Annotated in this window: 21 protein-coding genes and 1 pseudogene; 3 read left to right on the forward strand and 19 right to left on the reverse strand. The window is 39.1% G+C overall.

Annotated elements, in window-relative coordinates; genetic code table 11:
• Nucleotides 1–37: 37 nt before the first annotated feature.
• The 3 genes from EHS13_RS24145 to EHS13_RS24155 form a co-directional block, all read right to left on the reverse strand.
• Complete coding sequence (locus tag EHS13_RS24145; RefSeq protein ID WP_155702839.1) at nucleotides 38–355, reverse strand: hypothetical protein; 318 nt, start codon at nucleotides 353–355, stop codon at nucleotides 38–40.
• A gap of 124 nt (nucleotides 356–479) precedes the next feature.
• Nucleotides 480–935 carry a pentapeptide repeat-containing protein gene (locus tag EHS13_RS24150; protein ID WP_155702840.1) on the reverse strand — a complete coding sequence of 152 codons (456 nt, stop codon included), beginning with the start codon at nucleotides 933–935 and terminating at the stop codon, nucleotides 480–482.
• A 455-nt stretch (nucleotides 936–1390) separates the two neighbouring features.
• The gene (locus EHS13_RS24155; RefSeq protein ID WP_162463232.1) at nucleotides 1391–2197 is read right to left on the reverse strand and encodes an alpha/beta fold hydrolase; all 807 of its coding nucleotides are present in this window, start codon (nucleotides 2195–2197) and stop codon (nucleotides 1391–1393) included.
• 266 nt (nucleotides 2198–2463) lie between these two features.
• Between EHS13_RS24155 and EHS13_RS24160 the strand changes: the two genes are divergently transcribed.
• A complete protein-coding gene (locus EHS13_RS24160; protein WP_162463233.1) occupies nucleotides 2464–3375 on the forward strand; it encodes a winged helix-turn-helix domain-containing protein in 912 nt (303 codons plus the stop codon).
• A gap of 223 nt (nucleotides 3376–3598) precedes the next feature.
• Nucleotides 3599–3928 (forward strand): annotated as a pseudogene (locus tag EHS13_RS24165) (IS1595 family transposase); the annotation flags it as partial.
• 395 nt (nucleotides 3929–4323) lie between these two features.
• Here the strand turns inward: EHS13_RS24165 and EHS13_RS24170 are convergent.
• The 14 genes from EHS13_RS24170 to EHS13_RS24235 all read right to left on the reverse strand — a co-directional run bounded on the left by EHS13_RS24170 (nucleotide 4324) and on the right by EHS13_RS24235 (nucleotide 22350).
• Nucleotides 4324–4596, reverse strand: a complete 273-nt coding sequence (locus tag EHS13_RS24170; RefSeq protein ID WP_155702843.1) for a hypothetical protein — start codon at nucleotides 4594–4596, stop codon at nucleotides 4324–4326.
• 253 nt (nucleotides 4597–4849) lie between these two features.
• A complete protein-coding gene (locus EHS13_RS24175) occupies nucleotides 4850–5089 on the reverse strand; it encodes a hypothetical protein (RefSeq protein ID WP_155702844.1) in 240 nt (79 codons plus the stop codon).
• Nucleotides 5090–6013: 924 nt separating this feature from the next.
• The gene (locus EHS13_RS24180; RefSeq protein ID WP_162463235.1) at nucleotides 6014–6229 is read right to left on the reverse strand and encodes a hypothetical protein; all 216 of its coding nucleotides are present in this window, start codon (nucleotides 6227–6229) and stop codon (nucleotides 6014–6016) included.
• Nucleotides 6204–6902, reverse strand: a complete 699-nt coding sequence (locus EHS13_RS24185; protein ID WP_155702846.1) for a family 43 glycosylhydrolase — start codon at nucleotides 6900–6902, stop codon at nucleotides 6204–6206. Before EHS13_RS24185 ends, EHS13_RS24180 begins: the two co-directional genes overlap by 26 nt.
• Nucleotides 6899–8968 (reverse strand): beta-galactosidase, encoded by a 2070-nt coding sequence (locus EHS13_RS24190; RefSeq protein WP_155702847.1) that lies wholly within the window; start codon nucleotides 8966–8968, stop codon nucleotides 6899–6901. The genes EHS13_RS24185 and EHS13_RS24190 overlap by 4 nt, the downstream gene beginning before the upstream one ends.
• A 206-nt stretch (nucleotides 8969–9174) precedes the next feature.
• The gene (locus EHS13_RS24195) at nucleotides 9175–11277 is read right to left on the reverse strand and encodes an RICIN domain-containing protein (RefSeq protein ID WP_155702848.1); all 2103 of its coding nucleotides are present in this window, start codon (nucleotides 11275–11277) and stop codon (nucleotides 9175–9177) included.
• A 27-nt stretch (nucleotides 11278–11304) separates the two neighbouring features.
• Nucleotides 11305–12816: an arabinosylfuranosidase ArfA gene (gene arfA / locus EHS13_RS24200; RefSeq protein ID WP_155702849.1), complete on the reverse strand. Its 1512-nt coding sequence runs from the start codon at nucleotides 12814–12816 to the stop codon at nucleotides 11305–11307.
• A 31-nt stretch (nucleotides 12817–12847) separates the two neighbouring features.
• Nucleotides 12848–13726: a carbohydrate ABC transporter permease gene (locus tag EHS13_RS24205; RefSeq protein WP_155702850.1), complete on the reverse strand. Its 879-nt coding sequence runs from the start codon at nucleotides 13724–13726 to the stop codon at nucleotides 12848–12850.
• A gap of 47 nt (nucleotides 13727–13773) precedes the next feature.
• Nucleotides 13774–14664 (reverse strand): ABC transporter permease, encoded by an 891-nt coding sequence (locus EHS13_RS24210; protein ID WP_155702851.1) that lies wholly within the window; start codon nucleotides 14662–14664, stop codon nucleotides 13774–13776.
• Between the two features lie 81 nt (nucleotides 14665–14745).
• A complete protein-coding gene (locus EHS13_RS24215; protein WP_155702852.1) occupies nucleotides 14746–16419 on the reverse strand; it encodes a type 2 periplasmic-binding domain-containing protein in 1674 nt (557 codons plus the stop codon).
• A gap of 225 nt (nucleotides 16420–16644) precedes the next feature.
• On the reverse strand, nucleotides 16645–17688 hold the full coding sequence (locus EHS13_RS24220; protein ID WP_155702853.1) for a response regulator transcription factor: 1044 nt from the start codon (nucleotides 17686–17688) through the stop codon (nucleotides 16645–16647).
• The gene (locus tag EHS13_RS24225; protein ID WP_155702854.1) at nucleotides 17678–19405 is read right to left on the reverse strand and encodes a sensor histidine kinase; all 1728 of its coding nucleotides are present in this window, start codon (nucleotides 19403–19405) and stop codon (nucleotides 17678–17680) included. The genes EHS13_RS24220 and EHS13_RS24225 overlap by 11 nt, the downstream gene beginning before the upstream one ends.
• A gap of 1158 nt (nucleotides 19406–20563) precedes the next feature.
• Nucleotides 20564–21532: a zinc-dependent alcohol dehydrogenase gene (locus tag EHS13_RS24230; protein ID WP_155702855.1), complete on the reverse strand. Its 969-nt coding sequence runs from the start codon at nucleotides 21530–21532 to the stop codon at nucleotides 20564–20566.
• A complete protein-coding gene (locus EHS13_RS24235; protein WP_227013507.1) occupies nucleotides 21529–22350 on the reverse strand; it encodes a sugar phosphate isomerase/epimerase family protein in 822 nt (273 codons plus the stop codon). The genes EHS13_RS24230 and EHS13_RS24235 overlap by 4 nt, the downstream gene beginning before the upstream one ends.
• A gap of 216 nt (nucleotides 22351–22566) precedes the next feature.
• On the opposite strand from EHS13_RS24235, the gene EHS13_RS24240 reads away from it, so the two are divergent.
• Nucleotides 22567–23433, forward strand: coding sequence for a helix-turn-helix domain-containing protein (locus tag EHS13_RS24240; RefSeq protein WP_155702857.1), 867 nt, complete (start codon nucleotides 22567–22569; stop codon nucleotides 23431–23433).
• Nucleotides 23434–23436: 3 nt separating this feature from the next.
• On the opposite strand, the gene EHS13_RS24245 is transcribed toward EHS13_RS24240, so the two are convergent.
• On the reverse strand, nucleotides 23437–24378 hold the full coding sequence (locus EHS13_RS24245; RefSeq protein WP_155702858.1) for an alpha-L-fucosidase: 942 nt from the start codon (nucleotides 24376–24378) through the stop codon (nucleotides 23437–23439).
• Nucleotides 24375–25436, reverse strand: coding sequence for an alpha/beta hydrolase family protein (locus tag EHS13_RS24250; RefSeq protein WP_155702859.1), 1062 nt, complete (start codon nucleotides 25434–25436; stop codon nucleotides 24375–24377). The genes EHS13_RS24245 and EHS13_RS24250 overlap by 4 nt, the downstream gene beginning before the upstream one ends.
• Nucleotides 25437–25450: the final 14 nt, after the last annotated feature.

The following is a 25450-nucleotide window of genomic DNA, read 5'->3' on the forward strand; positions in this document are numbered from 1 at the left end:
GTTACTTCAATAAACAAAAAAGGAACTACCCCGTTGGCTAGCTCATATCGAACGTACTCCAACCAGCATTTTGAACTAATTTTTGTAACTCTAAAAATTCTTTCTTATTCTTTAGTTCCACTTTGGTAAAGGGTTTAGTGAAAAACTCGAAATAAGGTGGCTTCGCACAAACATCCCTTTGCCCAATACACTTACTTTGATTCTTAAATTGGAGGTACTCTTCCCCTGTCCAATTATGATTTCTCTTGTTATATGCAATCCAATTCTCATTACACTCATCAAAGTTCACAGTAATGTCTTGACCAGATTCACTAATAACCCTTAGAATTTTTGAATTTGCTTCAATGCTTTTCATACGCATCACCTATGTCAAATTATTACACTCTTTAATGAACAAAACTGCCAGTTACTTCAATGAACGGAATAACTTTCTCAACTCTCGTATTCGTTAGCTGAGTAACTAAAAACTAAACGTTTATTTAACCCTTACCCTTATAAAAATCTAATAAATCTTTTAATAATATTCCATCAATGCTTAAACCATCAACATTACAATTCCTAAGTTCGACTTTTGAAAGATTGCATGCATCAAAAATGGCAGTACTTAAATCACTGTTTTTAAATACAACTGGCTCAATATTAATCCAACCCTCGGTTCCAGGCTCTTCGGACAACTGGCTCTTATCGGCATTAGGGCGAACAATATTCTCAAAAATAGTTCCTCCCATCTGGATCATATTAATATGTATATTTGAAAAATAAATATGTTCCCACTTTGAATTCACAAAGTTCGTATGAGCAAATGATGTATTTCGCATATCGATACCGTGAAAATCAGATTCTTTAAAACAAACCATATGAATACTTTCGTTTCTTAAATCTTGTAACTCCAACCCATTTTTCGAATCCATTATTTTCTTTTCTGTAAGTGGCACCGAATACACCCTTTCATAATTTTATTATTAATGATTTCAACATTTACCCATATTTTTCCTGCTAGTAAAAGAACAAAAATAAAGTAATTTATTGAATTCTGCCCATCCATGTCGGTTAGACCCCTTGAGGCTTCATCTGATCACGTATACATTGCCGATTAGGTACAGCAACGAAAAAAAAGCGAATAACTTTTGAATTTCACTTGTTTATTTCGGTTATAAATAATATTAAAAGAATTATTAGTTTAATTAATTTATTCTATTTAATCATTAATTCAAAAAAATTTCCCGTTTCTAATTTAATTATCTTACTCGTACGAAAAAGGAGCTTCAACAAAGCAAGCCCCTCACTTCAATAAAATAGAGGAACTGCAGAATAGCAATGCTCCTCTGATAAATTTTGCTTTCAATCCAACAGAAATTGATTATTTTTTCTTTACTTAGTTAGTGTTTCTTTAGTTATTTCGCAAAAATGATACTATTGTATCATTAAATTCATTTGGACTATCAATGTTAGGGAAATGTGCCGATTTGTTAAACGTTATGTGTTTCGCATTTGGGATATTGGCGGCTAACATATCTGCTGTTTTTTTATAATCGAAATGGTCTAATTCCCCTGAAATTACTAATGTCGGCACGTTTACTTCAGCTAAGCGTCCACTTGGATGAGGATCAAGCCAAGTGGGTCTGTTCTGAGATAGTTCTTTGCTATAAATTTCACGATATATTTCTTTTAACCATAACCTATTTGTTTGAACTCTCCCTATTTCTTGATCGGGACCATCTAAAAGTAAATGTAAGTTTATATCTAATGCTTCATCGATATTTCCCAAAGTCCATTCTTCGCGAAACCTTTTATTTTGTAGTTGCATGTCCTCAGAAACTGGCAAGAAGCCTCCTGAGGAAACAAGGATTAGACGGTGTGCCATTTTTGGATATGCCAAGACAAATTCTATCCCCATATAGCCTCCAAATGAGCAACCTAAAAAATTCGCACTCTTTATTTGCAACTTTTGAAGCAGAGAACTGATATCATCAAAAAGAGTAAACGTTAATCCAGGGTCAATTGTTTTCCCGAGCCCCCTAATATCAAAGCGAATAACTTGGAACTTCTTGGATAGCATATCCATTTGAGGGTCCCACATGCGACTGTCCAATGGGAATCCGTGAAGTAGGACGAGTGCTTCACCTTCTCCTGCTGATTCATAATAAATATCTGTACCCTTAACATTTATAAATCCTTTTTGCTTCGAAATCTCCATCCTCATCATCTCCTAATTTTTTTTATCCTAAATAAAAAAACATAAATAGTTAAACGGGAACTGAACTTATTTTGCAGTGTGAATCGATCTAACAAAAATCGCATGTACATTTAGCACCTTAACCATTCCAACTTATAACGTTAGGATTTAGTTCAATAATAATTGAACTAAATTAAAAAGTAAATATGTATTGAACAAATTTTATTGTTCGCGAGACATAAAGTATGTTATGCTTTTCTTATTGTTTAAGATCAGGAGGGTTAAAAATGGCTTATATTGTTAGAGCAGCCGATTCAATTGTATATGAACTACTCTTAAGTTTTCTTCTTTATAAAAGAAGAGCCAATCTGAAGTATTTAGACAAAGGAACTGAATGGATACAAGAGGTTGATGAGAAGTTGACAAGCGAATTCAAAAAGGAAATAGACACTTTTGAGGAACTTGCATTCGGTGACGTCGCTTGTGTCTTTATTGAGCAATGCCAGGAAAACCATCAGATCAACACTTTTTTAGAGTGGTTAAAATCTTTGTCAGCAACACAAATGTATGAATCGCTTGCACCACATTTAAGGGAAAGAGATTCTACTATTCTACTGGAACTTGAAAAACAACGCGATTTATTTGTGTACTTCATTTCCGAGTGGAATGTTCAGTATTTCCAATCACAAGCCAATCTCCATCATTTAAAAAAAGCAAGCGAAGCCGTAACACAAGCTATTAACGATAAGATTTCCCCTGCAGTCATAGTCGAAAATTTTGCATCAGGACTTCAGATTGAAATGAAAGAGATAAAGTACGTTCACCTCATTCCTTCAATTCACTTTAGTCCATTGCACACTTTCAGTATATTGAAGGAAAACTTATTCGTTTGGTTTCCAATTCAAGTTGACCGTTCAAACCTAAAAGATATCGTAAATATGGGAAAATGTTTGTCTGATCGCAAAAGACTTGAAATCCTACAATTTCTTTCTACAGGGGCATTCACCTTTACAGATGTTTTAAAACAGATCGGCGGTGCTAAGGGAAACATTCATCATCACATTATGACTTTGCGTGCAGGTGGACTAGTTAGAATTCATATAGCCGATGGAGGACAAACGTTCCTCGCCAGTACTCGTAAATCGTTCATTCCTGAAATAAAAGAAAAACTCAATGTATTTTTATTTAATCAACATTAATTCTTTATTTACGCAATCTTGCCCATTAATGCCGCTAAGGTCAGTGATGTTTCATCTGATCATGATACAGTGCCGATTAGGAACAGCAACGAAAAAAAAGAATAACTTTTGAATTTTACCTTGATTTAATTGCGGTTATAAATAATATTATTAGACTTTCTATCTAATTAATTTATTCTATTTAATTATTAAAACAAGGCTTTTTTCTAAATTATTGTTGCTTTTGTTGTGTAGCCATTCTGCAACTAATTACAAATCGTTTGCCAAAAAGAAAGGGATACCTCACGAAATTTTAAACGCTAACAAAGGCGTTCGAGTGAAGAAAGGTATTTATCATATTCAACATGTGAATGCATACCACCAACGTTTAAAAAAGTGGATGGAAAGATTCAATGGTGTTGGCACAAAATACATCGACAACTACTTGTTTTGGTTCCGATTCTTAGAATCACATAAGCAATTGGAAAAAAAGCTACGCAGGAGAACGATGGTGGTGGAATCTTGCAAACGTCCCAACTTCACAACAACTGCAACCATGAGGAATGTAGTTTGAAGATGGCTGTGTTTCGTTAAAAATGTACTAAAAAAAGCAAAACCATTATCGGCTCTGCTTTCGTTTGAAAATGTGGATAAAATAATCTATTATAAGTCCCACCAAAAGAAAAGTTCCGAAGTGTATCAAGTAAGCTGGAAATCGAAGACTAATTAAGGCACTATCCATCGCCCATTTCGTATCATTAGCATCAATCATCCAGTTTTTAAATGGTTCAGTAAATTTAATTGCATCTATAACGGGATTAAATCGAACAAGGACTATATTCGCCATACCACTTCCCAAGTAATCAGACAAACAAATCAACATACTAATTACAGAAAGCCAAAAAGAAACGCGACCAAGCAAGCTCCTCAACTATTGTGTTTTGTTAGCTTAATGTATAGTTTTCGTTCTTACTTAGCATTCGAAATTGGAGAGGACTCTTTCACCCACTCTGTTGGACCTTCACTATCGGAAATAAACTTCCTCCAAAATTCTCCGCTTTGTTTGTCAAATATTATCATATTATTTTTATTTACCGTAATCATTTCATACCTTTCCGTAGTTGATGCATTACTTACCCCTGCGGAGGTTTTTCCACCAAATGTCAACATTACAAACAACCCTAAAATTGCAAATCCTAATAGAATCGAAAATCCAATAATCAGCGAATTACCTTTATTCATAAAAAACCCCTCCAGTTCTAGTTACTTACAAATTTAACTTTCGACATCTTATATTATAATACCTTCCTTTTCGAATTGTTAAGATAACGCCCGCTAGTTGAATACCGTTTGATTTTTTAACGCCTCTGGTCCTTAACGCTTCATCTGATCATGAATACATTGCAGAAACAGCAACAACGGAATTCAACCCCACTAAACTGCCCGTTACTTTAATGGAAAAAAGCAGACTGCCGCTGCAATCTGCTTCTTTCCACTATTGTGTTTCGTATTTTAGTTCAATCAATTCAATATGGTATTTAACTTCTATTGAGTGGCATTTGGCACAGGAAAAATTAGGTGCCACTAGTAATTCCATTGGTGGTAAATCGGAAATAGATTTTGCCTTCTTTTTTATCCAACCGTTTTTGGAGGATAACTCTGGCGGGTCAATTAGCTTAGTGTCAGTATTACATTTCTTACAATGGATTTTTACTTCCCAAACTAACTCTTTCATATAAAAATACACTCCCCTATTGCCTGTAATTAAACCAATAAGACAAGGTAATACCGTTGTTAGTCTCTCTCATACTTAGTCGATTTCTTTATTACTTGGTTGCGCTATACTGCCAGTTAGTTCAACGGCCATGATGGAAAAATTAAAAAACTTTATTATAAAACAACACAAAAAAAGACCCCGAAGAGTCTTTTTCTCAAAAGAAACGCTTTGCACTAAATTTCTTGGTTTATCCTTATCATTCCAATGCCCAACGACGCGCAGTCAGCCAACCATTACAACTGTATAACCGACAAAAGCTTGTGTCAATAATCAAACAAGCCGTCTTCGATATCACAAAATACTGATCTAGCCTGCATGAGGTTAAAATAATTAAACAACTCTATTTTTCAGTAAAGATCTTTATTTACCAGTAAACAACTTTATTTGCCAGTAAACAACTCTATTTGCCAGTAAAGATCTTTATTTTCCCTGATCACTTTTTGACCGAGGAAAATAGAGTTCTTTAATGGGAATGTTGATTTAGAGGGCATTTTTCATTTTTCAAAATACTGCAAAAAAATATTAAGTTCTTTAATGAGGTACAATGTTAAATTACCATCCCAAAATTAGTGGAAAATAAAGATCTTTAATGACACCATAAACTTTACAATAACACATAATGTATGTTTATTATGCTATTCACCTTCTATCCACTGTCAGAACACTGATGATCATAATGCGCAGTATGCCTACTGTAAACAAGAATTAACTAAAATTATTAATTGTAAAAAGTAATAATTCTTAAGGGAAAATATCATTAAAACCTTTCCATTTTTCTCTTCACTTCAGCTTTATGAACTAAATTTTTCACTAACTCATATAATGGATTTTAGATCAGGGACAAAAAAGATGGCACAGTGTGCCACCTCAACTTAGTTCAAATTATTCTGCATCCACGTTTACAATAGGTTTTCCATCATTGAATTGAATCGGGCTGCAGCAAATCTCACGCAGCTTTGACAGCTTTGGATTGACTAAACGATGATAAAACAAAAGCCATTGCTCATTATAGAAAACCATTGAAGCGTGCCCGGTTCCGAATATTTTTTTAGAAGCAGCTGTCATACGGTTGTCAAACAGGCACTTGGTATGGCCCATAAATTTTGTCGCTAAATCCATAGGCTACTTGGTAAAGCGGATCTCGTGTATCATAATTACTCCAGGTTAGCCAATACTTTCCCTGATATTTTTGCAAATGCGGACCTTCGTTATATACGGTTTTATCTTCCTTGGAAGCATCCTTCCCCTTAGACAGATAAATTTGCTCCGAGAGCAATACAGGTTCAGCTTTAAACGTACTCATATCATCCTCAAGCGGCACGATCCAACACTTTCCTTGCCCCCATAACAGGTAGGGCTGATTGTCTTCGTCTATAAACAAATCGGCATCAATACTTTGACAGCCATACGCGTCTGATCCTATTAAAGGTACCCCTAGCAAATCCACGAATGGACCCAGCGGCGAGTCTGAAACGGCCACACCGATCTGAGATTCAGCAGAGAAATACATGGAATACTTTCCATTAAATTTACCTACACAGGGAGCCCAAGCACTCTGACTTGCCCATTGAACCCATTGTAAATCAAGCGCTAAGTGCGGTCCATCCCAATTAATGAGATCCTTACTATAAAATACATGGAATTTAGCATATGACCAATCCGTGCTATCTTTCGTCGGGTATAGGTAATAGTCCTCGCCATCTTTTAATACAAATGGATCTGCCCAATTGCCCTGAATTACAGGATTATCCAATCTCATTTCAATATTCACGGTTGTCTCTCCAATTTGATAATGATGACATCAAATGCTATAATTTCAACCTCACCCGTTAGCCATCGCTCATTCAATATATCATAAACCTTCTGCTTAAAAAATAAAGTCTCTGCTTGATCGCTATAATTGAGCAGGAAAATAAATGAAGATTCCTTAGATTCACGAATGGCAACCTCAACCTGCCAAGGGACATCACATATTGCTTCTATTGGAGGTTTCAGTTTAAGACTCTTAATAATTTCCCCTACCACCGACTCATTAAATGCCGCTCCATAATACCAAGCGAAACCTTGACCAAAACTATTTTTAGTTAGTGCAGGTTTTCCAGCATAATATTCAGCAGCATACTCCGCAACGATCTCAACAGTAGGTGATTGGACCCGAATAATGTCATTAAACATATCCGCATGTGTAGCTTTAATGTTATCTTGATCCCGCCATTTAATGGGAGGAGCCTTATAGATTCCTTTAATTAATGTAAAATCTTCAACGGTAATTCCGCATAATTCAGCAACTGGACCTGGAAAGGCAGCCATATTGCAATGGCCATGAATGTTTTTATAACCTGTTCTGCAGCCAAAAATTACTGTCCCACCTTGTGAGACATAGTCCTCAAAAAGTCTTGCACACTCATCTGTCATTATCGTAGGATGCGGGTAAACTAATGTCTTGTACTGAAGTAAATCTTCTAGAGTTGTTTCAATACGGTAGGTTAGAATATCTACGGGAATATGACGATATTGGAGTGATTTATACCATGCAACAAGGCTTTTCTTCTCCATTGGACCATGCCAAGTGTCTAGCTCACCATCCCACTCGTTGTCATAATCTTTAACTATTGCTATATCTGCTTTGAAGCTTGTTCTAACAATTAATTTACCTACACTTGCAAGCTCACGACCTACCCTCGCGACTTCTTCCACTCTACGATTAGGTAGATTGTGATAATCATTAATACCATGCCAATAAATTTCTGTGCCCATTGTCGCTGTACGCCAACGAAAATATAACAACATATCAGCACCATGTGCGATCGATTGATAGGTCCATAAGCGCATTTGCCCTGGTCTTGGTGAAGGTAGTTCAATTCGATTTACCCATCCCCCTGGTCCAGACTGCTGTTCCATTACACAGAATTGAGCGGAAATAGCGCGAACCATACTTAAATTTAAACCCCATTTGCGATCTTGCAAAGGATTTAGATCCGAGCTAGTTTCAGTTGTTGCAAAAAGTGGATAAGAGTCATAAGAAATAAAATCCAACAAGTCATTCGTCATTTTATGGCTATCCAAATGGCCAAATATACCGTTGGTTGTAACCCACTGAAGCGGTGCGACTTCACGCAGAATATCCGCCTGCAGTTTTGCAAACGAAATGGTATTATCGGAAATAAATCGCTTTTCATCTAAAGCTTGATGGGGGTTTGGCGAATCGGATACAGAGGGTCGTGTTAAATGAACTTGATCCCAGCTAGTATAACTTTGATTCCAGAAGACTGCACCCCAAGCAAGATTCAGCTTTGTTAAATCCTTATATATTTCTATAAGCCATCTACGAAATGCGATATGATCTACTTCGGCATAAAACACATTGATTTCACAATTCAGCTCATTATCGATTTGCCAGCCGATCACTGCAGGATGATTGTGATAATGCATAGCCATTTCTCGTGTAATCCGCGCGCACAAACTACGATAAATGGGACTACTGTAATTATAATGGCGTCTCATTCCATGATGATATGTAACGCCTTCATTAGAAACATTTAATACTTCCGGATATCTATGTGTTAACCATACAGGTGGAGTTGCTGTCGGAGTACCTAAGATTACCTTTAATCCAAAGTGATGGGCCAAATCTATAGCTCTATCAAATAAATCAAATTGAAAGCTGCCCTCCGTTGGCTCAAATATAGTCCAGGCAAACTCCGCAACACGAATAACCGAGAAGTTTAATTCCTTCATTCTCCGAAAGTCATCCGCCCATAGCTCTTCTGGCCATTGTTCAGGATAATAACAAGCACCCAACTCAAATGTATCTAAAGTCAATTTTTTCGCAACCATTAGTCCATTCCTCCAAACCTAATATCAATTCGTTCATAAGAAAGCCGATTCGTCTAACGAACCGGCGACATTGAGCATTACAACCAAACATAGGTTAGTGCTATAATTGCGCATGCAATAGTCGCACTATTCAAATTAGCAGATGCTGTGAGAAGTAATATTGTTATTTTTCACAAGAGCGTTTATTGAATACCTACATCCAAGCTTTAATTTATCTTTGTCAAACTCCATTGCTGACCTTTGCCTGCTGCTTGAGCGACACTTCCGTTTAAATCGGTCCAAATTTGCACGTTAGTTCCATTAGTAATGCCAGCGCCATTAACATCAAGCGCCTTGCCACTATTCGGATTGATTAGCTTATACAAGCCTTTACCAATGTAAACAATATTCCACTTTTGACCAGGTGATCCGTTGTAATCGGTCCATATTTGTACATTTGTTCCGTCTGCAGTTCCTGCACCGCTAACATCCAGTGCCTTGCCGCTGTTCGGATTAACTACTTTATAAGTACCGTCTGATAGCTGGGTAACTGTCCATTTCTGAGATACAAAGGTGTAGTCGTCCCAAACTTGCACGTTCGTGCCGTCTGTTGTTCCTGCTCCAGAAACATCAAGACCTTTCTCGCTGTTTGGATTAATTAATTTATATGTTGCCCCGGATTGAACAGGTGTATTGGCGTAAACTATCGCCCAGAGCTGATTAGCCAGCTGTCCTCCATCTGCATAGGATTGGACAACTGTTCCATTTGCCGTTCCAGCACTCCTTACATCAAGCAGCATATTGGCACAGCTATTGCGAATCTTGAATTCGCCTGTAGTTTGCTGATCAAGCGTCCATTTTTCTCCGCAAAGACTATCACTGCTCCATTGGATAATGCCCACACTTTGCGCAGTAGAATTACCGTTAACCGCCAGCATTTTACCGCCATGCGAATTTTTAATATGATAAGTGCCGTCACCGTTTGCAATAAACTCGAATTCTTGCCCCGGATTCTCAACGTCATCTGAGATAATAGCAATCGCACCATCAGCTGTAGATTGACTTGCCACAGTCAATGCTTTACCCGTTTGCTTCGAAACCAGCTTATAAGATTGACCTGCAAGGATACCCAACTTGGTGCTCGCTACACTTTCTTTTAGGAACAATCCTGTATTAAAGTTATAATTGGCATCCGTAAAATGATACAAGGTTTGCAAATCTGCCGATAATACCAAATTACGGCTATAGCCAGCGTGGTTGTTAGAGGCCCAAGTACCTGAGGTATATGGAATAACCGGAGACATGCGGTACCATGGACCAACGCCATAATTATAATTGACGTAATTTTCTCCACCTCGATTATCGGAATTAACCGTCAATCGTGCTGATATGATAACCATCCCGTTCGGACCTCCCGTTGGTGTCCAAACCACATACGGGGAGCTTTCTGGTATGGTGCTCATCCCAATTGGTGCGAGGAGCGTGCCCAAATTCGTAGGATTCCAGCTTGTTGCGCTATTAGATATTTTATAATAAATTCGCCCAGCCGAACCTGTTCCTACTACCTCATATGTCATGATATACTGGCCATTTCCCATTTTAGCTACATTGGGCATGCCTGGTCGCAAAGAAGTAGTTGCAACCGCTACATCATCTGTTCTTGCACTCCATGTAGTACCATTAGTTGAAGTCATATGGTCAATTTTTTGGCTGTGGTTCACATAATCGGTCTCATCTGAAAGGTAGAAAATAAGAGTGCTGCCATCCATAAATAAAGACGCTTCCCAGACCATTTGACCAACTACCCACGGCAAATCTACCAATGTACTCAAATACGACCAGGTAGCGCCATGATCGGTGCTTTTATATAACTCCATCTTTTGGCGCGTAAAATGATCAGGTCCATCTACAAGCTGTCCTGCTGCAAGCAAGGTTCCGGCTGGCAAACTCCCCAATGCCGCAGGCAATTCATAGATGGTTGGACTTGACCAGAAATACCAGCCTCCGTTCTGGGTATCGCTTATATCAGAAAGGTGAATCCATGTGGTGCCGCCATCTGTACTTTTATAAACGGGGAAAACGGCTGGCACACCAGTGGCTGGAACGGCTTGAAAAGTATTGATTAAAGTTCCATTAGCTGCTCCGCTATTCTTCAACTCAATCGCTCGCGGGTACACAGATCCCCAAGGCTCATCTGTTTTTGAATTGACGGGTTTAAAAAAATCCACTTGATTGTTTGCAGCAAACGCTGACTGAGATACTAATCCAACAATCATTACCAATGACATAATCAACATCATAATCTTTTTCTTTCCTGCTCTTTTCATCATTTCTGAACATCTCCCTTTTCTAATGATTTACACAACCTTGGCCAATCGAATGACATGCCAGGAAAGCTTGAATAATTCAGCAGTAATCATTCCATTATCTATAGAAGCATTGCCTTTATTATGAGGCAAGACTTGATTGGGATTCTCAAATGTATTGCTTGCATCTTGATCATCTTGGTTTTCAAGGACGATATGTTCAATAATTTTGTAACCTGCGAAGTTTCTGACATCACATTTAAATTGAAGGGAATCAACCTGGTCACGATTAAGCGCAAATATTGTCAATGCTTCCATTTCTTTATTCCAAATGGATACGGTCTCCAACAGCGGAACATCTGTAAATTCCTTACAATCCGATAATGGCGAGGATATAACCGGGTTTAACACGGTTCCCCTACCATACAAAGAAGCATGTAAATAAGGATAAAAAATTGTCTGCCTCCACGCTTCTCCGCCAGGTCTAGCCATGATGGGAGCAATAAAATTGACTAATTGCGCTTGGCAGCCGATCTTGATGCGATCAGCATGCTTAAGCAGTGAAATCAACATACTCGCTCCTACAATAGCATCTTCAAGGGAATAAATATGTTCACCAGCTGGAGGAGCTATCGACCACGGTTCAAAATGGTCCTCACCCCACTGCCTGGTCACATTCCATTCATCAAAAGAGAGGTTAATCGTTTTTTTACTTCTTTTCTTTGCCTTCATGTAATCGCAGGTCGAAATCACTGAACGAATGTAAGCATCCATTTCTACAGAAGACGCTAAGTAACTGGCCGTATCGCCATCCTTCTTCCAGTAATAGGAATGTAATGATAGATATTCAATGTGGTCGTAAGTGTGCTCAAGTACGGTCGCATCCCATTGTGGGAAGGTTGGCATATTTCCATTTGTACTTCCACAGGCAACTAACTCAATACGCGGGTCTACCCATTTCATTACCTTTGCCGCCTCGGCAGCGATGCGACCGTACTCCGTTGCTGTTTTATAACCTATCTGCGGATGATTATCCTGCTCATTGCCCAAGCACCATGTTTTGATAGCATAGGGCTCTTTAAAACCATGTGAAACTCTTAAATCACTCAAGTAAGTGCCAGAAGGATGATTGCAGTATTCGACAAGCTCACGCGCTTCATTAACTCCACGCGTTCCTAGATTAACAGCCATAATCACATCAGTATTAGCTAGCTTGGACCATTTCATAAATTCATTCAAACCAAATTCATTAGTTTCTACAGTATTCCAAGCAAGTTCGAGCCGCCGTTTTCTACTTTCTCTTGGACCAACTCCGTCCTCCCAGTTATAACCAGAAACAAAATTCCCACCTGGATACCTGATAATCGGAACATTTAATTCTTTAATTAATGCAATAACATCCCGACGAAAACCATTTTCATCTGAACTGGGATCATTTGGCTCATATATTCCACCATAAACTGTACGCCCGATATGTTCGATAAATGAACCGTATATCCGACTGTCTACTGTACCAATAGAAAAATCCTTGTCTAGTATTACATTTGCTATTTTTTGCGCCATCGTTTGTTCCCCTCGCTCTTAATTCGAATTCTTATTCTTTAACGGATCCAAGTGTAATCCCGCCTACAAAATATTTTTGCAGAAATGGATATACTAGAAGGATAGGAAGCATCGTTACCACTATCTTTGCTGCATTGGTTGTACGTTGGGACAGCAGATTTACTATGTCCTCCGGCCTTGTCAGATTATTGGGCTGAGGAATAACAAGTTGTTGTATATAGGTTTGAAGTGGGATTTTTGATTGTGTATTTATCAGGATAAGTCCATCGAAAAAGGCATTCCAATGATTGATGAAACTAAATAAGGTAACTGTCGCCACAGCAGGAAGAGATAATGGCAAGAAGATAGTAAGCAGCAAGCGCCAAGGTCCAGATCCGTCAATTGCAGCAGCTTCGCTAATTTCCTTGGGCAAACCCCTAAAGAAATTCATCAGCAAAATAACGTTAAACACAGGAACGGCAAGCGGTAGAGTAAGTGCCCAGATCGTATTAGTCAAGTGTAGAGATTTTACAACCATGTACCATGGAATCAAGCCCCCATTGAATAACATAGTAACCAGGATGACCCACATATAGATATTCCGGCTCTTGAATTCTGATTTTTCTTTCGCTAAGGGGTATGCCATCAAGATGGTAAGAATAAAGTTAATGGAACAGCCGATTAATACTCGTTTTACTGAAACCATAAAGGCCAAATAGAAACCATGTTCCCGCAGCAAATAAGTATAAGAGCTCCAAGTAAAATCAACCGGTAAAAAAGTCACCAAGCCAGCTGTTGCAGCAGATTTATCGCTTAGAGAAAGCGATAAAATGTAGATAAGCGGAAGCAGACACATTAAGGAAATAAGGCATGCGACTGCCATCAGCATCAGATCGGAAAGTCCAACTCTACGATGCTTGAATAGATTCATAAAATTGCCTTCCTTTCAAATTCAAGTAAACCAACATATCTCAAGCGCTAGAATATGCGATAATTGGCATACTTTGCGGCAAGTCTGTAAGAAATAAAAATGAGTACAAACCCAATAAATGACTTCAAGCTGCCTACTGCAGTTGCCAAACCATATTGAGATTCCAATAAACCAACCCGATAGACATAGGTATCAATAATATCACCGGAAGAGTATACAAGCGGACTATAGAGATTGAGGATTTGTTCAAAGCCAGCATTCAATACTTGACCGATATTTAGTGTAGCGATTAACACGATTGTTGGCATGATACCCGGCAGGGTAACACTCCATATTTTCCGCATTCGGTTGGCTCCATCAATCTCAGCAGCCTCATATAAAGCCGGATTAATTGCTGTGAGAGCTGCCAGAAAGATAATCGCGTTAAAGCCAAATTCCTTCCAAACATCACTTCCAATAATCACAAGCGGAAACCAAAAGTTACTGCCCATAAAAAGAATCGGTTCTCCGCCGAACCACTGAATAATATGATTAAAGATCCCGTTAGCCGAAAGCATATCTGATAAAATCCCAGCCAGAATAACCCAAGACATAAAATGCGGAAAATAAATGATCGTTTGAATCCAGCGCTTAAGCTTTAAAAAGAGCAATTCATGCAATAAAATAGCAGCAGCAACAGGGATCAATAAATTCAAAATAATCTTCATTAGCGAAATATAGAGCGTGTTAAAAAAGATTTGTTTACTGTCATCAAGCTGAAACATATACGTGAAATTATCAAATCCGACCCAATTTGAATGCCATATTCCTTTGGCAGGAATGAAATCCTGAAAGGCAATAACGGTACCAAACAAGGGCAGGATGCTGAATATAAGTAGAAACACCATTCCAGGAAACAACATAATGTGATATTGCAAAATATCCTTCTGTCTTCGCATGTCTTTCTGTATTCTCCTTTCTACAAAGGCAGGTGGAATTGAAAGTTGACTCCCCTTCCACCTGTTTAAGCATTTATCAATTTATTTTTGTGTCGCTTCGATTACTTCTTTTGTTATTTGATCTCCACCTTGTTGCTTCCATTTGCTTACAAATGTATCAAACGTATCAACAGATGCGCTTCCTAAGATAATTTTCAGATAAGCTTCATCTTCAAGTTTCTTCAGATTAACCCACTTAGTGCGCATGGTATCGGTTTGATCATAAAATACACCAATCTTTTTCGTGATATTATCTCCTTCAAGCTTAGATGCGCCATCCAGATTAGCGGTTTTTTGAGCCCAGGCATAAAAATCCTTCTTAGGATTTGCCTTCTCATTCACATAGGCTTGATATATTTGAACAGATTCGCCCTTTAAGGTATCCGCCGTTGTTTTGCCATCAATCACACTTTGTACAGCAATAGCTTTCTTTTCTTTATCGTCGTAATTGCTAAGTAGAATAGAGAAAGGCATTAGCTGCCATTGGTATTCAGGATCGTTGACAATAATGCCATCTTTCTTCATCTGGTCCAGATTCATTTGATCAATATCGTGCTGAACATTCACCGTTTTGACAACAGCTTCTGGGTTTTTAAAGCCCTTCTTAACCACCAGATAATTTACGCTTGGCGCCATCATATGGGTGTTCATCTTACCGTCTTTACCGATTGGCGCTGCATAAGGAACCCAGTTTGCTTTGGGATCCTGTTTCATTGAATCACCAAACAAGTAGGAAATCCACCAAGGACCAAACAGAACCCCAGCCTTGCCACTTGCTACTGCTTCATCGGATTGTTGGGTTTTCTTAATGGCAAATTCCTTATCAATCAGACCTGCTTTATACATTTCACTCAGTTTAGCCAGTGCCGTTTTGACTTCGGGTTGTACCGAACCATAGACTACTTCGCCTTGATCATTCTTATACCATAGTTGAGGAAAAGCACCGAATGAGCTAAAAATGGAATCAAAGCCATAAATACTATTTCCTCCAACATTGACGATTTGCCCTGAATTTCCAAGCAGACCAAGCGCACCTTTCTTGCTTTTAAAAGTCTCAATAATGGCGTTGATATCATCTAAGGTTTGAGGCCCTTTTAATCCCAACTCATCCATCCAGTCTTGACGCAACCAAAGTAGGTTCACTCCATCAGCACCTGGACTCACATTCGGAATGCCCATAAGCTTGCCATCAAAAGTAGCTGACTTAAGGCTATACCCGCCTGTGGAATCATAAGATGCTTTCAAATCCGGAGATGCATAGTTAGTGTAAGCTGCTGTTAAATCTTCAAGCAGTCCTGCATTCACCATTTGTACCAGCTGTTGTTTATCTACAACTAGCGTATCCGGTATTTCGTTGCTTGCTAGGGCAATACTAACCTTTTGTCTATAAGCGTCTTGAACATTTGTTGCTTGCCAAGCATCTACATATTTAATATTTAATTTTTTGGAAATATACTTCGTCAAATCGTTGTCTTCTACGGTTGAACCTTTTCCGAGCTTGGGAGCAGCTGCAGCTTCTTTTGCAATTGTAATGGTGACTGTGTCTTTCATTGGAGCGTATGGATCAGCCTGTTCGGCGGGTGCTGCAGATGCAGCTGATGACTCCTGAGCAGTTGCTGCTGGTGTGCTTGTTGCCGTACTATTATCTGATTTGCTGCTGCAAGCGCTTAATAAAACAAGCGCACTTGCCATAAGGATTGCTAATGTTTTCTTCATTCTTCTTCCCCCAATAGTTGTTGTCTACGAGCTCTAATTTAGCTCTGTACTTATCATAATGCTTCTTCTGCAAAAGACGGGAACGAGGAATTTACTCCGAAAGGAGGAATAAATTGTGCAGAATGGAGCTATAACAGAATATTCTACCCATCCAGCAATAAAATTCGTATTGTTTTTTTGAAAAATAAAAACCGCATAGGAGCGGCTTAGATTTAGATGATTCAGTTAGTCTCGATTAGATTGCCGATATTCACTTGGGAGTTGGCCGATTTTTAATTTGAATACTTTACTAAAATATTTTTCATCGAGAAAACCGCATTTTTCTGCGATCGTATAGATCGGTTGATTTGTTGAGGTAAGCAGTGTTTTGGCATAACGAATATGGACTTCCTGCAGATAAGTAAAGAATGAGATATCCATAATATCCTTAAAGCTTTTACTAAAGTAGCTTTTGCTCATGTTCACTTCAATGCAAATCTCGTTTTGATTGAGCCGTCGCCCCACATGATGATTCATATAACTGACAGACTTGAGAATAGATTGAATAATATCCTCCGAATAACCGCTTTTTAGCAGCTTTTGTTTGATTGCATCTCTATTGGTTTGCAGCATCTCAATCCACTTATGAAACGATGTTTCAGCTAGATCTTGCTGTAGTTCTTGCGGCAGAGCAAAAGGCAGCTTTTCTCGCCATTCCTGATATGCTTTAAGCGCAACCACTGTTCTGTCCTTATCTGGCAATTGCTCAACTGCTGCTACCATGCTTTTAAAGTAAGTGTCATTCATGATCCACTGCAAGGAACTCCATAATTCGTTTATTTCCTTTAAATCGCTTCCGATTACTGAAGGCTGAGTCATCTTTTCAACTTCAACATGAGCTTGTCTTGCTGCTTGGTTATTTATGCGAATGACAATTCTAGTCAGTAATTGCTCCAGATTTTCCAGTTGGGTCTTCACGATATAATCAATAGCGCCTAGTCTTAAGGCTTCTTGAATATATTCAAAATCCTGATGACAGGTTAGAATCACAGTCATTAATTCAGGGTAACGTTCAGACACCTGCTCTAGCAACTCTAAACCACTCATTCCAGGCATTGTAATATCCGTAAATAATAACTTTACTGGATTGAGCGCGAGAAACTCCAAAGCCTTATCAGCGGAAGATGCTTCTCCTACAATAGCAATGCCAAACTTATCCCATGGTACCATATGCCGTAGACCCTTTCTTACAATGCTTTCATCATCCACAATCAAGGCATTAATGGTCATTTGGTGCCTCCTCAATCCGATTAGGAATTACAAGCGCAATGCGAGTGCCTTCATTCAGCTTACTGGTAATCTCCATTTTAGCCTGTTGGCCATAATAAGTGTCTAGCATTTTGCGAACATACCTTAAGCCAATCCCTAAACCAATTTTTTCTTTTTGGGTATCTTCAAGCAGCATTTGCTCCAACTTCTCAGCTGTTATTCCTTTGCCGTTATCCGAAACAGTTAAAGAGATACGTCCATTTTCCACTAATTCAACATGAACATCAATGCGTCCTTCATCATTCGTCATCCCGTGGTAGAGGGCATTCTCTACAAGCGGTTGAAGCACAAAACGCGGCAGCGGAATCCCTTCAGTTGCTGGATCCACATGAATTTGCACATTGAAGGTATAATCATAACGAATGCTCTGCAGGTTAATATAATCACAAACCGCCTCTATCTCCTCGGAGACTGTTACTATGATACTATTTTTACCTAAATTATAGTGCAGTACACGTGTAAAAATAGTCACTAAGTCGACAATATCGCTCTTCCCATGCATTCGAGCAAGCCACTGAATTGTGTTCAAGGTATTATGAATAAAATGAGGATTAATCTGCACAAGCAGCTTCTCCACTTCTAGTTGCCCACGCTGCTTTTCCTTATTCTCCACCTCAGCAATCAATTCAAAAATTCGATTCCGCATTAATTGAAAATTACCATACAGATGCTGGAATTCCAATAAATCAAATTGAATGGTGGATTGATCATTTAGGTTAAGACTAAACTGGTTAATAGCCTGATTCATCTGATGTAAGGGGCGACTGATCATCCGCCAGATCAACCATCCTAACAATAAGCTTACTAAAAGAGAGCCAAATGCAACAATCATGAATTGATTTCGCCACTTGACAATTTCTTGTCTATAGTCTGATTCTCTTACAGAAATCACTAATTGCCAACCCGCTGCACTTGTGGATACAAACGAACGTAGGTTAGGATCTGGCTGTTCAGCATTGCCAAAAACCATTTGCCGGTTATTAAAAAGCTCCTTGCCGTCAAAGCTATTTATTCTATGAATAAGCTTCAAACCCAGTATTTCACTGGTGAACAGACTCTTCAAATTAGCTCCAAGTTTGGTTTCCAGATAAACGTAAAAAGCATTGCCCTGATCATCCTCAAGCTTGCGAATCAGTGAAAACACTAAATTTGAATCCTGTTTATTCATGCTTGGATGAGGACCGTAATACGAAAGTAAATTTGCTGGATAGAGAACTGGGAGACTCTCCATTGAAAAATTTTCAACCGAATCTATATTTGTAAATTGTACAGGCTCGTTTAAGCTCGGAAAGTAATAAAAGACAGCACCTAAATTAGGATTAGAAGAATAGATATTTACTAACGATTTGTTCACATTCTTGAATAACAAGGCTTGCTGAAATCCATCATTTTCAGATAAGAAATCAACCACATCCCTACCCACACCGCCATCCACAACCAGCAATTGCGAGACACTGTTCATATCATTCAGTAGCTTTTCGATTTCCATCCGCTCGGTTTTAACAAAGCTCTGCATATCATCATTGATTTTCTTAACTTGGACGACATAAATGTAATAATATGAAATATAGCCAATCAAAATAATCGGTATCAACGTCGAAACAAGCAGTAAAATGCCTAATCTGTTCTTAAGTGTCTTGGGCCAAAATCGACCTTTGGGAAAATAACGAACAACCATACCACTTCACTCCTACTAATAGTAAAATAAAATTTATCTATTAATTAGACAATATTCGACATGTTATGTGCTGTCAAGAAATTGGTCAGATATACTTGCATAGCTGATGGTCAAACCAGGCGCTTGGAAGAACAGCGTAGTACGCAGCAATGTACCTATGAAGTACGTTTATCTGTTGCGGCATCTTGAAATAAATCATTTATTGTTGCTTCTAAAACGAGCCTGCCTATAAATACGTAGGTTTAAAAAGCTTTTAATATTTTTGTCAGTCATACCTCATCGTTTAAATGACAACTATTCCACATTGGTTGAAATGCTCATACTTTCAGCGAATAAAAAACCGTTCCTTTAGTCATAAAATGACTGAGGAACGGTTTTTTATTATACTATGATATTCGTTAAACATTTTATAAGCTAATACCATTTTGTATTCCAATAATTATGTCCCTAAACATCATAAACTAGGTAGACTTAGTTGTTAAAGAACTCTATTTTTCATTAAACATCTTTATTTTCCATTAAAGAACTCTATTTTCCCGGATCAATATATTAATCCAGGAAAATAGAGTTCTTTAATGGGAGTGTTGATTTACCGGTTTTTTTCAACTTCTCAGAAAGGTAATAATATTAATTAAGTTCTTTAATGATGCATAAAATATATTGCCAACCCAAATTTAGTGGAAAATAGAGTTCTTTAGCGGATCGCTATTTAAAGATAATATAGTTTAACTGGTGAACCCCTGTTTAAGAAAATCTCACCTGACTAAGAGCAATCTTATGACACCAATTTAAACTATTAGCATACTTATGGTTCTGCGATCGGCAATATTATGCTTCCAATCTACATTTCCAATATCAAAACCTTTTAAAAGGGAAGCAAACAGGACCAACAGGATTACCTGCTTGGACATGCTGCAAACCGGACATAGCAGCTACCTATCGCTGATGAAACTCTCCATTTGGTCCTCCTACGAACCGAAATCCTAAAGTTGTTCCTGCTATATGGACTCTGGCCTCGCGGTCACGGCTAGGTTTTTTTTTCGTTTCACCTCAAAATCACCTGACTCTGCTACCATCTGGCGGGACGAGGCTGCATGACTTGGGTGAATCGTAATGACTCGATGAAAGCTGTCCTTTTGTTTCACATATGTCATTCACTTATATTTGCGACCAATCAAATACTATAAACAACTCTTTGTAAGTACGTTCAGCCAATCCCTGATAGACGTTTTGCGCATCACGAGGGGAGACCTTTCGAATGAGACCTTCTAATGAAATTCTACCTTCTTGCAGCCACTTGGCAGCGATTTGAATATTCGAAAAAATGCTATGTGGTTGCCGTTCATTAGAGAAGGCCGGAAGCTCCCATTCCCATCCGCTTCTTAAGACAGCATATTTATGAAACACCTCCCAGGCAATGTCATGTGCGGAGTGTTCGGTACGCTTTTTCCACGGCACTCCAATCATGACTACCTCACCCCGCATCTGAACAGAGCGCAATCCATCCAATATAGCTTGTTCATGTCCTGAACATTCCAGCACTAAAGCAAATGGAAGGAGTTTCGGATCCTGTGCGGAAATGGAAGAATACACATTGTTTATACCGGATAGCCTTAAAGCTTGAAGTCGCTCCTCGTCTGGGTCGCAAACCGTTACCTCATAACCGGATATTCTAAATATATGTGCAGCCAAGAATCCAACCGGGCCCGCCCCCATTACTAGCACACGATCACCTGGACGAGCATGGGTGGTTGTTAAAGTTGTCATGCTCACTCCCATTAACCGTGCAATAGCCCCTTTCCATTCATCCAAGCCCGCTGGTAATGGTAATGTCCAATCTGCTTTAAGCATTTGCCGCAAGCTGTGATTTCCCATTGAAAAAATGATATCTCCTACCTTAATATCCTTCACATGATCGCCTATCTGAATAACTTTGCTAACAGTCGCATAACCAGAAGGTTTCGGAAAAGGTGGTTCCCCAAAAAATCCCCAATTTAATTCGGTGCCCGGACTGATTAAGCTAAACAGGGTCTCTGAAGCGATTTCATCTACATCAGGCTCCCCGATTTGAGAGACTTCAAGCAATTCCGCTTTTGCAAATTCAGTCATGGTTATTGCATAATTCATTTGTAGACCCCCATTTCAATTCCAGCTTCTTTAGCTACACTTCGAATATAATCAGCAGCTATACTATATTCTGCTTCTGAATTTAAATGCTCCAGCATCAACGGCGTATCCCTATGCAGTCCGTTTAATTGCTGTAGAAATACCCGATAATCCAATGCACCTGACCCTGGAATAACTTCGTCTAAATGAAAGCTCGAGTGTGTAGTAAGCTTAACATCCTTGGCATGACAGCTTTTTACATAAGATCCTAATTTAGCGAAACACTCCGTCAATAATGCTGCATTCTGAAAATATGTTCTAGGAGATATAATTAAATTTACAGGATCAAGATGAACAGCAAAGCCTTTGCGGTCGATTGCTCTAATTAATCTTACATAGCTATCAGCAGAATCCGGGAATACCCATTGCATAGTTTCCAACGTATAAAAAGTTTGCTGAGGATTAACTGCATCTATGATGCTGCGAACGGTATCGACAATCAATGCAAATGTATCTTCAGTCAAATTATCTGCATAAGCTCCATTCGAAATCTCGCCTCGTGCCCCAGCTATATTAACGCAGCAACGAGCGCCCAGTTTTTCAGCATAATTAAGCCTTTCTTGGCAATAACTTATTGCCTTTAACCGTCTGGCATCATCGGTGTCAAGTGGATTGCACCAAGCCCCAACCTCAGCAATTAGCAAGTCGGCTTTTTCTGCTTCCTTTCTATAGCTTTGAATCAAGCTTTCATCCCCGCTATCGATATCTGGAGAGTATGCAGTTGTATAGCCGGCAGCTTTGTGTGCTCTCACCCACTCAAGGGGATCCTTTGTATCCACGAATATTAGTCCACCAAGCCTCATTCTTTTTCACACCTTTCTTAAATTATGTATAAGTGATCCTTACTAGTTAAAAATAAGCTTTAATCCGCTAAATTTAAATGTCCAATAATCGCAAGATTGTATCTGAAAATCCAACCCACCAGAATTTACAATTTATATAATTAATAAATCCTAGCAAAATTCTGTTATGATAAGGGCGAAGAGGAGTGTGAGATGATGTATTTGTGGGGGAATTTTCCGGAAAATATGATTAAATTGAGGTTTGCAGAAGTGGGAAGCGGTTTTGCGAATGACGGTTTCACTCACGAGAAAACAGTACCTTTTGTAATTGCAGCACAGGCCATTACTGGTGAATATGAGGTTGCCTCACCTATGGGTAAAATCACAGCATCTCAGAATGAGGTCTTTCTCTCCCCGTCTAATGTACCGTTAAAGATTACCCATAGAAGTGAGCCCCATAAACCAACCATGTCTTTTCAGTTTATCCATCTCGAGTTTATGCTTTTTGATACCATAGATATTTTTTCTGTTTTTACCCTGCCTTTAAAAGCAGACAAAGACACGGGTCAGCAGATAGGTGCAATAATTGCAGGATTAATTCATTTGAAGGATATCTCCACAAAAAAGCATGCAATAAACAATTTATTACAGCGTAATGAACTTACATCTCGGCTGTTAAATATCTTATTAACTATAAGCCGCCCACCTGATGATGAACTTATCAATTATCAAATTTACCAATCTGTTGTCCCGGTTTTCACATATATCAAAGATCATCTGGCAACTTCCATTACAATGGATGACTTAATTCCGCTTATGCCAATGTCCCGTTCAGCCTTCTTCCATTTTTTTAAAAAGCACTTCCGGAAAACACCAATGGATTACTTAAAATCTATCCGCCTGAACGAAGCCTACCGTTTATTGTGTTATTCGGATAGATCGGTTTCCAAGGTTGCTGAAGAAACGGGATTCAGCAATACTTACCATTTTAGCAGGGAATTCCGGAAATACTTTCATAAAACGCCCTCTCAAGCGCGTAAAGCACATCAGGAATTAATGGATATGAGGGATCTTACTTAATCCTTATCCTCTTATGGCTTCTTTGAGATTCTTCAGAAACCCCATTTGTTCAGGCGAAATCGATCCGTCCCTGTACACGCCGACATCGAGGGTTACAACACCTTGTTTATCCGTGCAGTTTTTAACATACTGTACCACTTCTTCGTCTGGCAGCTTGTTGTTGGTATAAGCCCAGAAGTCTCCAAGGAACGTTAAGCAATGCCACTGTATGCCATCCACCCATCTGTCTTCCGGAAATAACTCCATAACTGCTTGCTCTCCAGCTGTATAATCGTCTGCAATCGTCGCCTTTACGATAACCAAACCCGGATTGAAAGCGACAATACTGTCGGAGTTGCCGCTTTTGGCAGCTTTACTTAAAGTCATACAGTAAACATCATTATAGTAAAGATCACTGTAATAACCATCGAACCACCAGCCGACTATCTTCGAACCGTAACGATCCGACCACTCTTTAATCACTTCACTCCAGCGATCACGGAAAACGGGAGTGGGCAAATAATGATAACCGTTCGCCGCAAGCTCAGGGCTGCCAAGCGCAACGCTTGCTTCCTGATCGCCATATGGGGAGTGAGCAATCAAGTACAGCATCAATTTAATTCCTTTGGCCTCAAGCGCTTCATGCAAATCAAGTATAAGATCTCGTTCAGAGCATTTTTCACCAGCCGCATGACCGGTATAGGCATCATAAATCGAGTTGGGAGCACAGAAATAACCGGAGCATTGTCCCAGCGTAAACATCACATAGGCCGCGCCAGCTTGCGAAGCTTGTTCGGCAAATAAATTGACATTAAAAGCATTAACACAAGTATTCCAGTCCGTTACTTGATCTTGATGGAGGCCGCGGTCAAATTCTTTCGGATTAAATGGGGTTAGGTTCTGCAATTCCGACATATAGTGGACGAATAAACCGTATTGAGCTTCTTTAAACCAATCTGTGTTCATCTTGTTTCCTCCCGCAAGCTCTGGATTGCCTCTTCTAAATGAAATTCATGTCCGCCATCAAATTCAATATACTGCAGCTGTTTACTCAAACCCAGTCTATCAAAATACGTTCTTGCTTTTGAAATGACTTTTCTCGCACCTTCAACTGGAAACAAATCATCATGAATGCCAAATTCAATTATACATTTACGCGGGCAAATCAATCCCACTATCTCTGCATCAGAGAACCGATTGATCGCTCCTTTCCAAGTCCAATCAAATAGATGATCATTCAATTTTTCATTAATAACTAAACGATCATTCAGATAGCCCGAACTGATGCATAACTGGATTCGCTCATCCAACGCAGCAAGAAACAGTGCATAGAAACCTCCGTAAGAAAGACCGGCCACCCCCATGTTAGTGGAGTCGACTTCTGTTCGGGATTCCAAGACATCCAACGCCCGCCTTAGCTTGAACAGTTCAACTGCAACCAGGCTGCTGCCTACCCATTTGGCTCGCTCGTCCATAATTAATCGCATATTAGCTGGAATTATAGTCTCATCATTGTCAACATGGCTGCGAAATATTAAAAATGGGGCAAATACAATATAGCCTTCCTCAACGAATCTTCTTCCAGCGTCCGTATAGTTAAAGGTGCCTTCAAAATTGCAAACCATCTCTGGACACCCGCCATATCCATGCAGGCAAACCATAAGAGGGGCCTTCTCATTCGTTTTTTTAGGAACCATATATATGCCATAACATTCCAACCCATCTGCAGCATGGATAAATAACCGATAAATTCGACAAAGCTCGTCCTCCCCCACATAAATTTCCCGACTGCTCGGTTGCCTATCATCTGCAGATGGAGGATATCCGATGAGGTCATTTAAATCTTCTCGATAGGCTCCCAAGGATGCCGCATAGTTTTGAGCACTACTGAAATCCGGTTGAAAGTAATTCTCTCGCTTTTCTTCAGCCTGCAAAAGTTTTTTATTCAAATACGTATCCAGCTGCAGGTATTGATCCTCCCGAATCCATTTGGAGTTCTGGAAAGGCTCTATAAATTTTTTCAATGTGAATCATTCCC

Origin of the sequence: Paenibacillus psychroresistens (assembly GCF_009728935.1) — a bacterium.
Classification (GTDB): domain Bacteria; phylum Bacillota; class Bacilli; order Paenibacillales; family NBRC-103111; genus Paenibacillus_AC; species Paenibacillus_AC psychroresistens.

Coding starts and splice junctions, on each gene's coding strand:
- EHS13_RS24155 (WP_162463232.1), bottom strand. CDS start 2,197: ATGGAGATTTCGAAGCAAAAAGGATTTATAAATGTTAAGGGTACAGAT.
- EHS13_RS24190 (WP_155702847.1), bottom strand. CDS start 8,968: ATGGTTGCGAAAAAATTGACTTTAGATACATTTGAGTTGGGTGCTTGT.
- EHS13_RS24205 (WP_155702850.1), bottom strand. CDS start 13,726: ATGAATCTATTCAAGCATCGTAGAGTTGGACTTTCCGATCTGATGCTG.
- EHS13_RS24145 (WP_155702839.1), bottom strand. CDS start 355: ATGAAAAGCATTGAAGCAAATTCAAAAATTCTAAGGGTTATTAGTGAA.
- EHS13_RS24170 (WP_155702843.1), bottom strand. CDS start 4,596: ATGAATAAAGGTAATTCGCTGATTATTGGATTTTCGATTCTATTAGGA.
- EHS13_RS24180 (WP_162463235.1), bottom strand. CDS start 6,229: ATGGGCCATACCAAGTGCCTGTTTGACAACCGTATGACAGCTGCTTCT.
- EHS13_RS24245 (WP_155702858.1), bottom strand. CDS start 24,378: ATGAACACAGATTGGTTTAAAGAAGCTCAATACGGTTTATTCGTCCAC.
- EHS13_RS24210 (WP_155702851.1), bottom strand. CDS start 14,664: ATGCGAAGACAGAAGGATATTTTGCAATATCACATTATGTTGTTTCCT.
- EHS13_RS24225 (WP_155702854.1), bottom strand. CDS start 19,405: ATGGTTGTTCGTTATTTTCCCAAAGGTCGATTTTGGCCCAAGACACTT.
- EHS13_RS24195 (WP_155702848.1), bottom strand. CDS start 11,277: ATGATGAAAAGAGCAGGAAAGAAAAAGATTATGATGTTGATTATGTCA.
- EHS13_RS24175 (WP_155702844.1), bottom strand. CDS start 5,089: ATGAAAGAGTTAGTTTGGGAAGTAAAAATCCATTGTAAGAAATGTAAT.
- EHS13_RS24160 (WP_162463233.1), top strand. CDS start 2,464: ATGGCTTATATTGTTAGAGCAGCCGATTCAATTGTATATGAACTACTC.
- EHS13_RS24215 (WP_155702852.1), bottom strand. CDS start 16,419: ATGAAGAAAACATTAGCAATCCTTATGGCAAGTGCGCTTGTTTTATTA.
- EHS13_RS24230 (WP_155702855.1), bottom strand. CDS start 21,532: ATGAATTATGCAATAACCATGACTGAATTTGCAAAAGCGGAATTGCTT.
- EHS13_RS24240 (WP_155702857.1), top strand. CDS start 22,567: ATGATGTATTTGTGGGGGAATTTTCCGGAAAATATGATTAAATTGAGG.
- arfA (WP_155702849.1), bottom strand. CDS start 12,816: ATGGCGCAAAAAATAGCAAATGTAATACTAGACAAGGATTTTTCTATT.
- EHS13_RS24220 (WP_155702853.1), bottom strand. CDS start 17,688: ATGACCATTAATGCCTTGATTGTGGATGATGAAAGCATTGTAAGAAAG.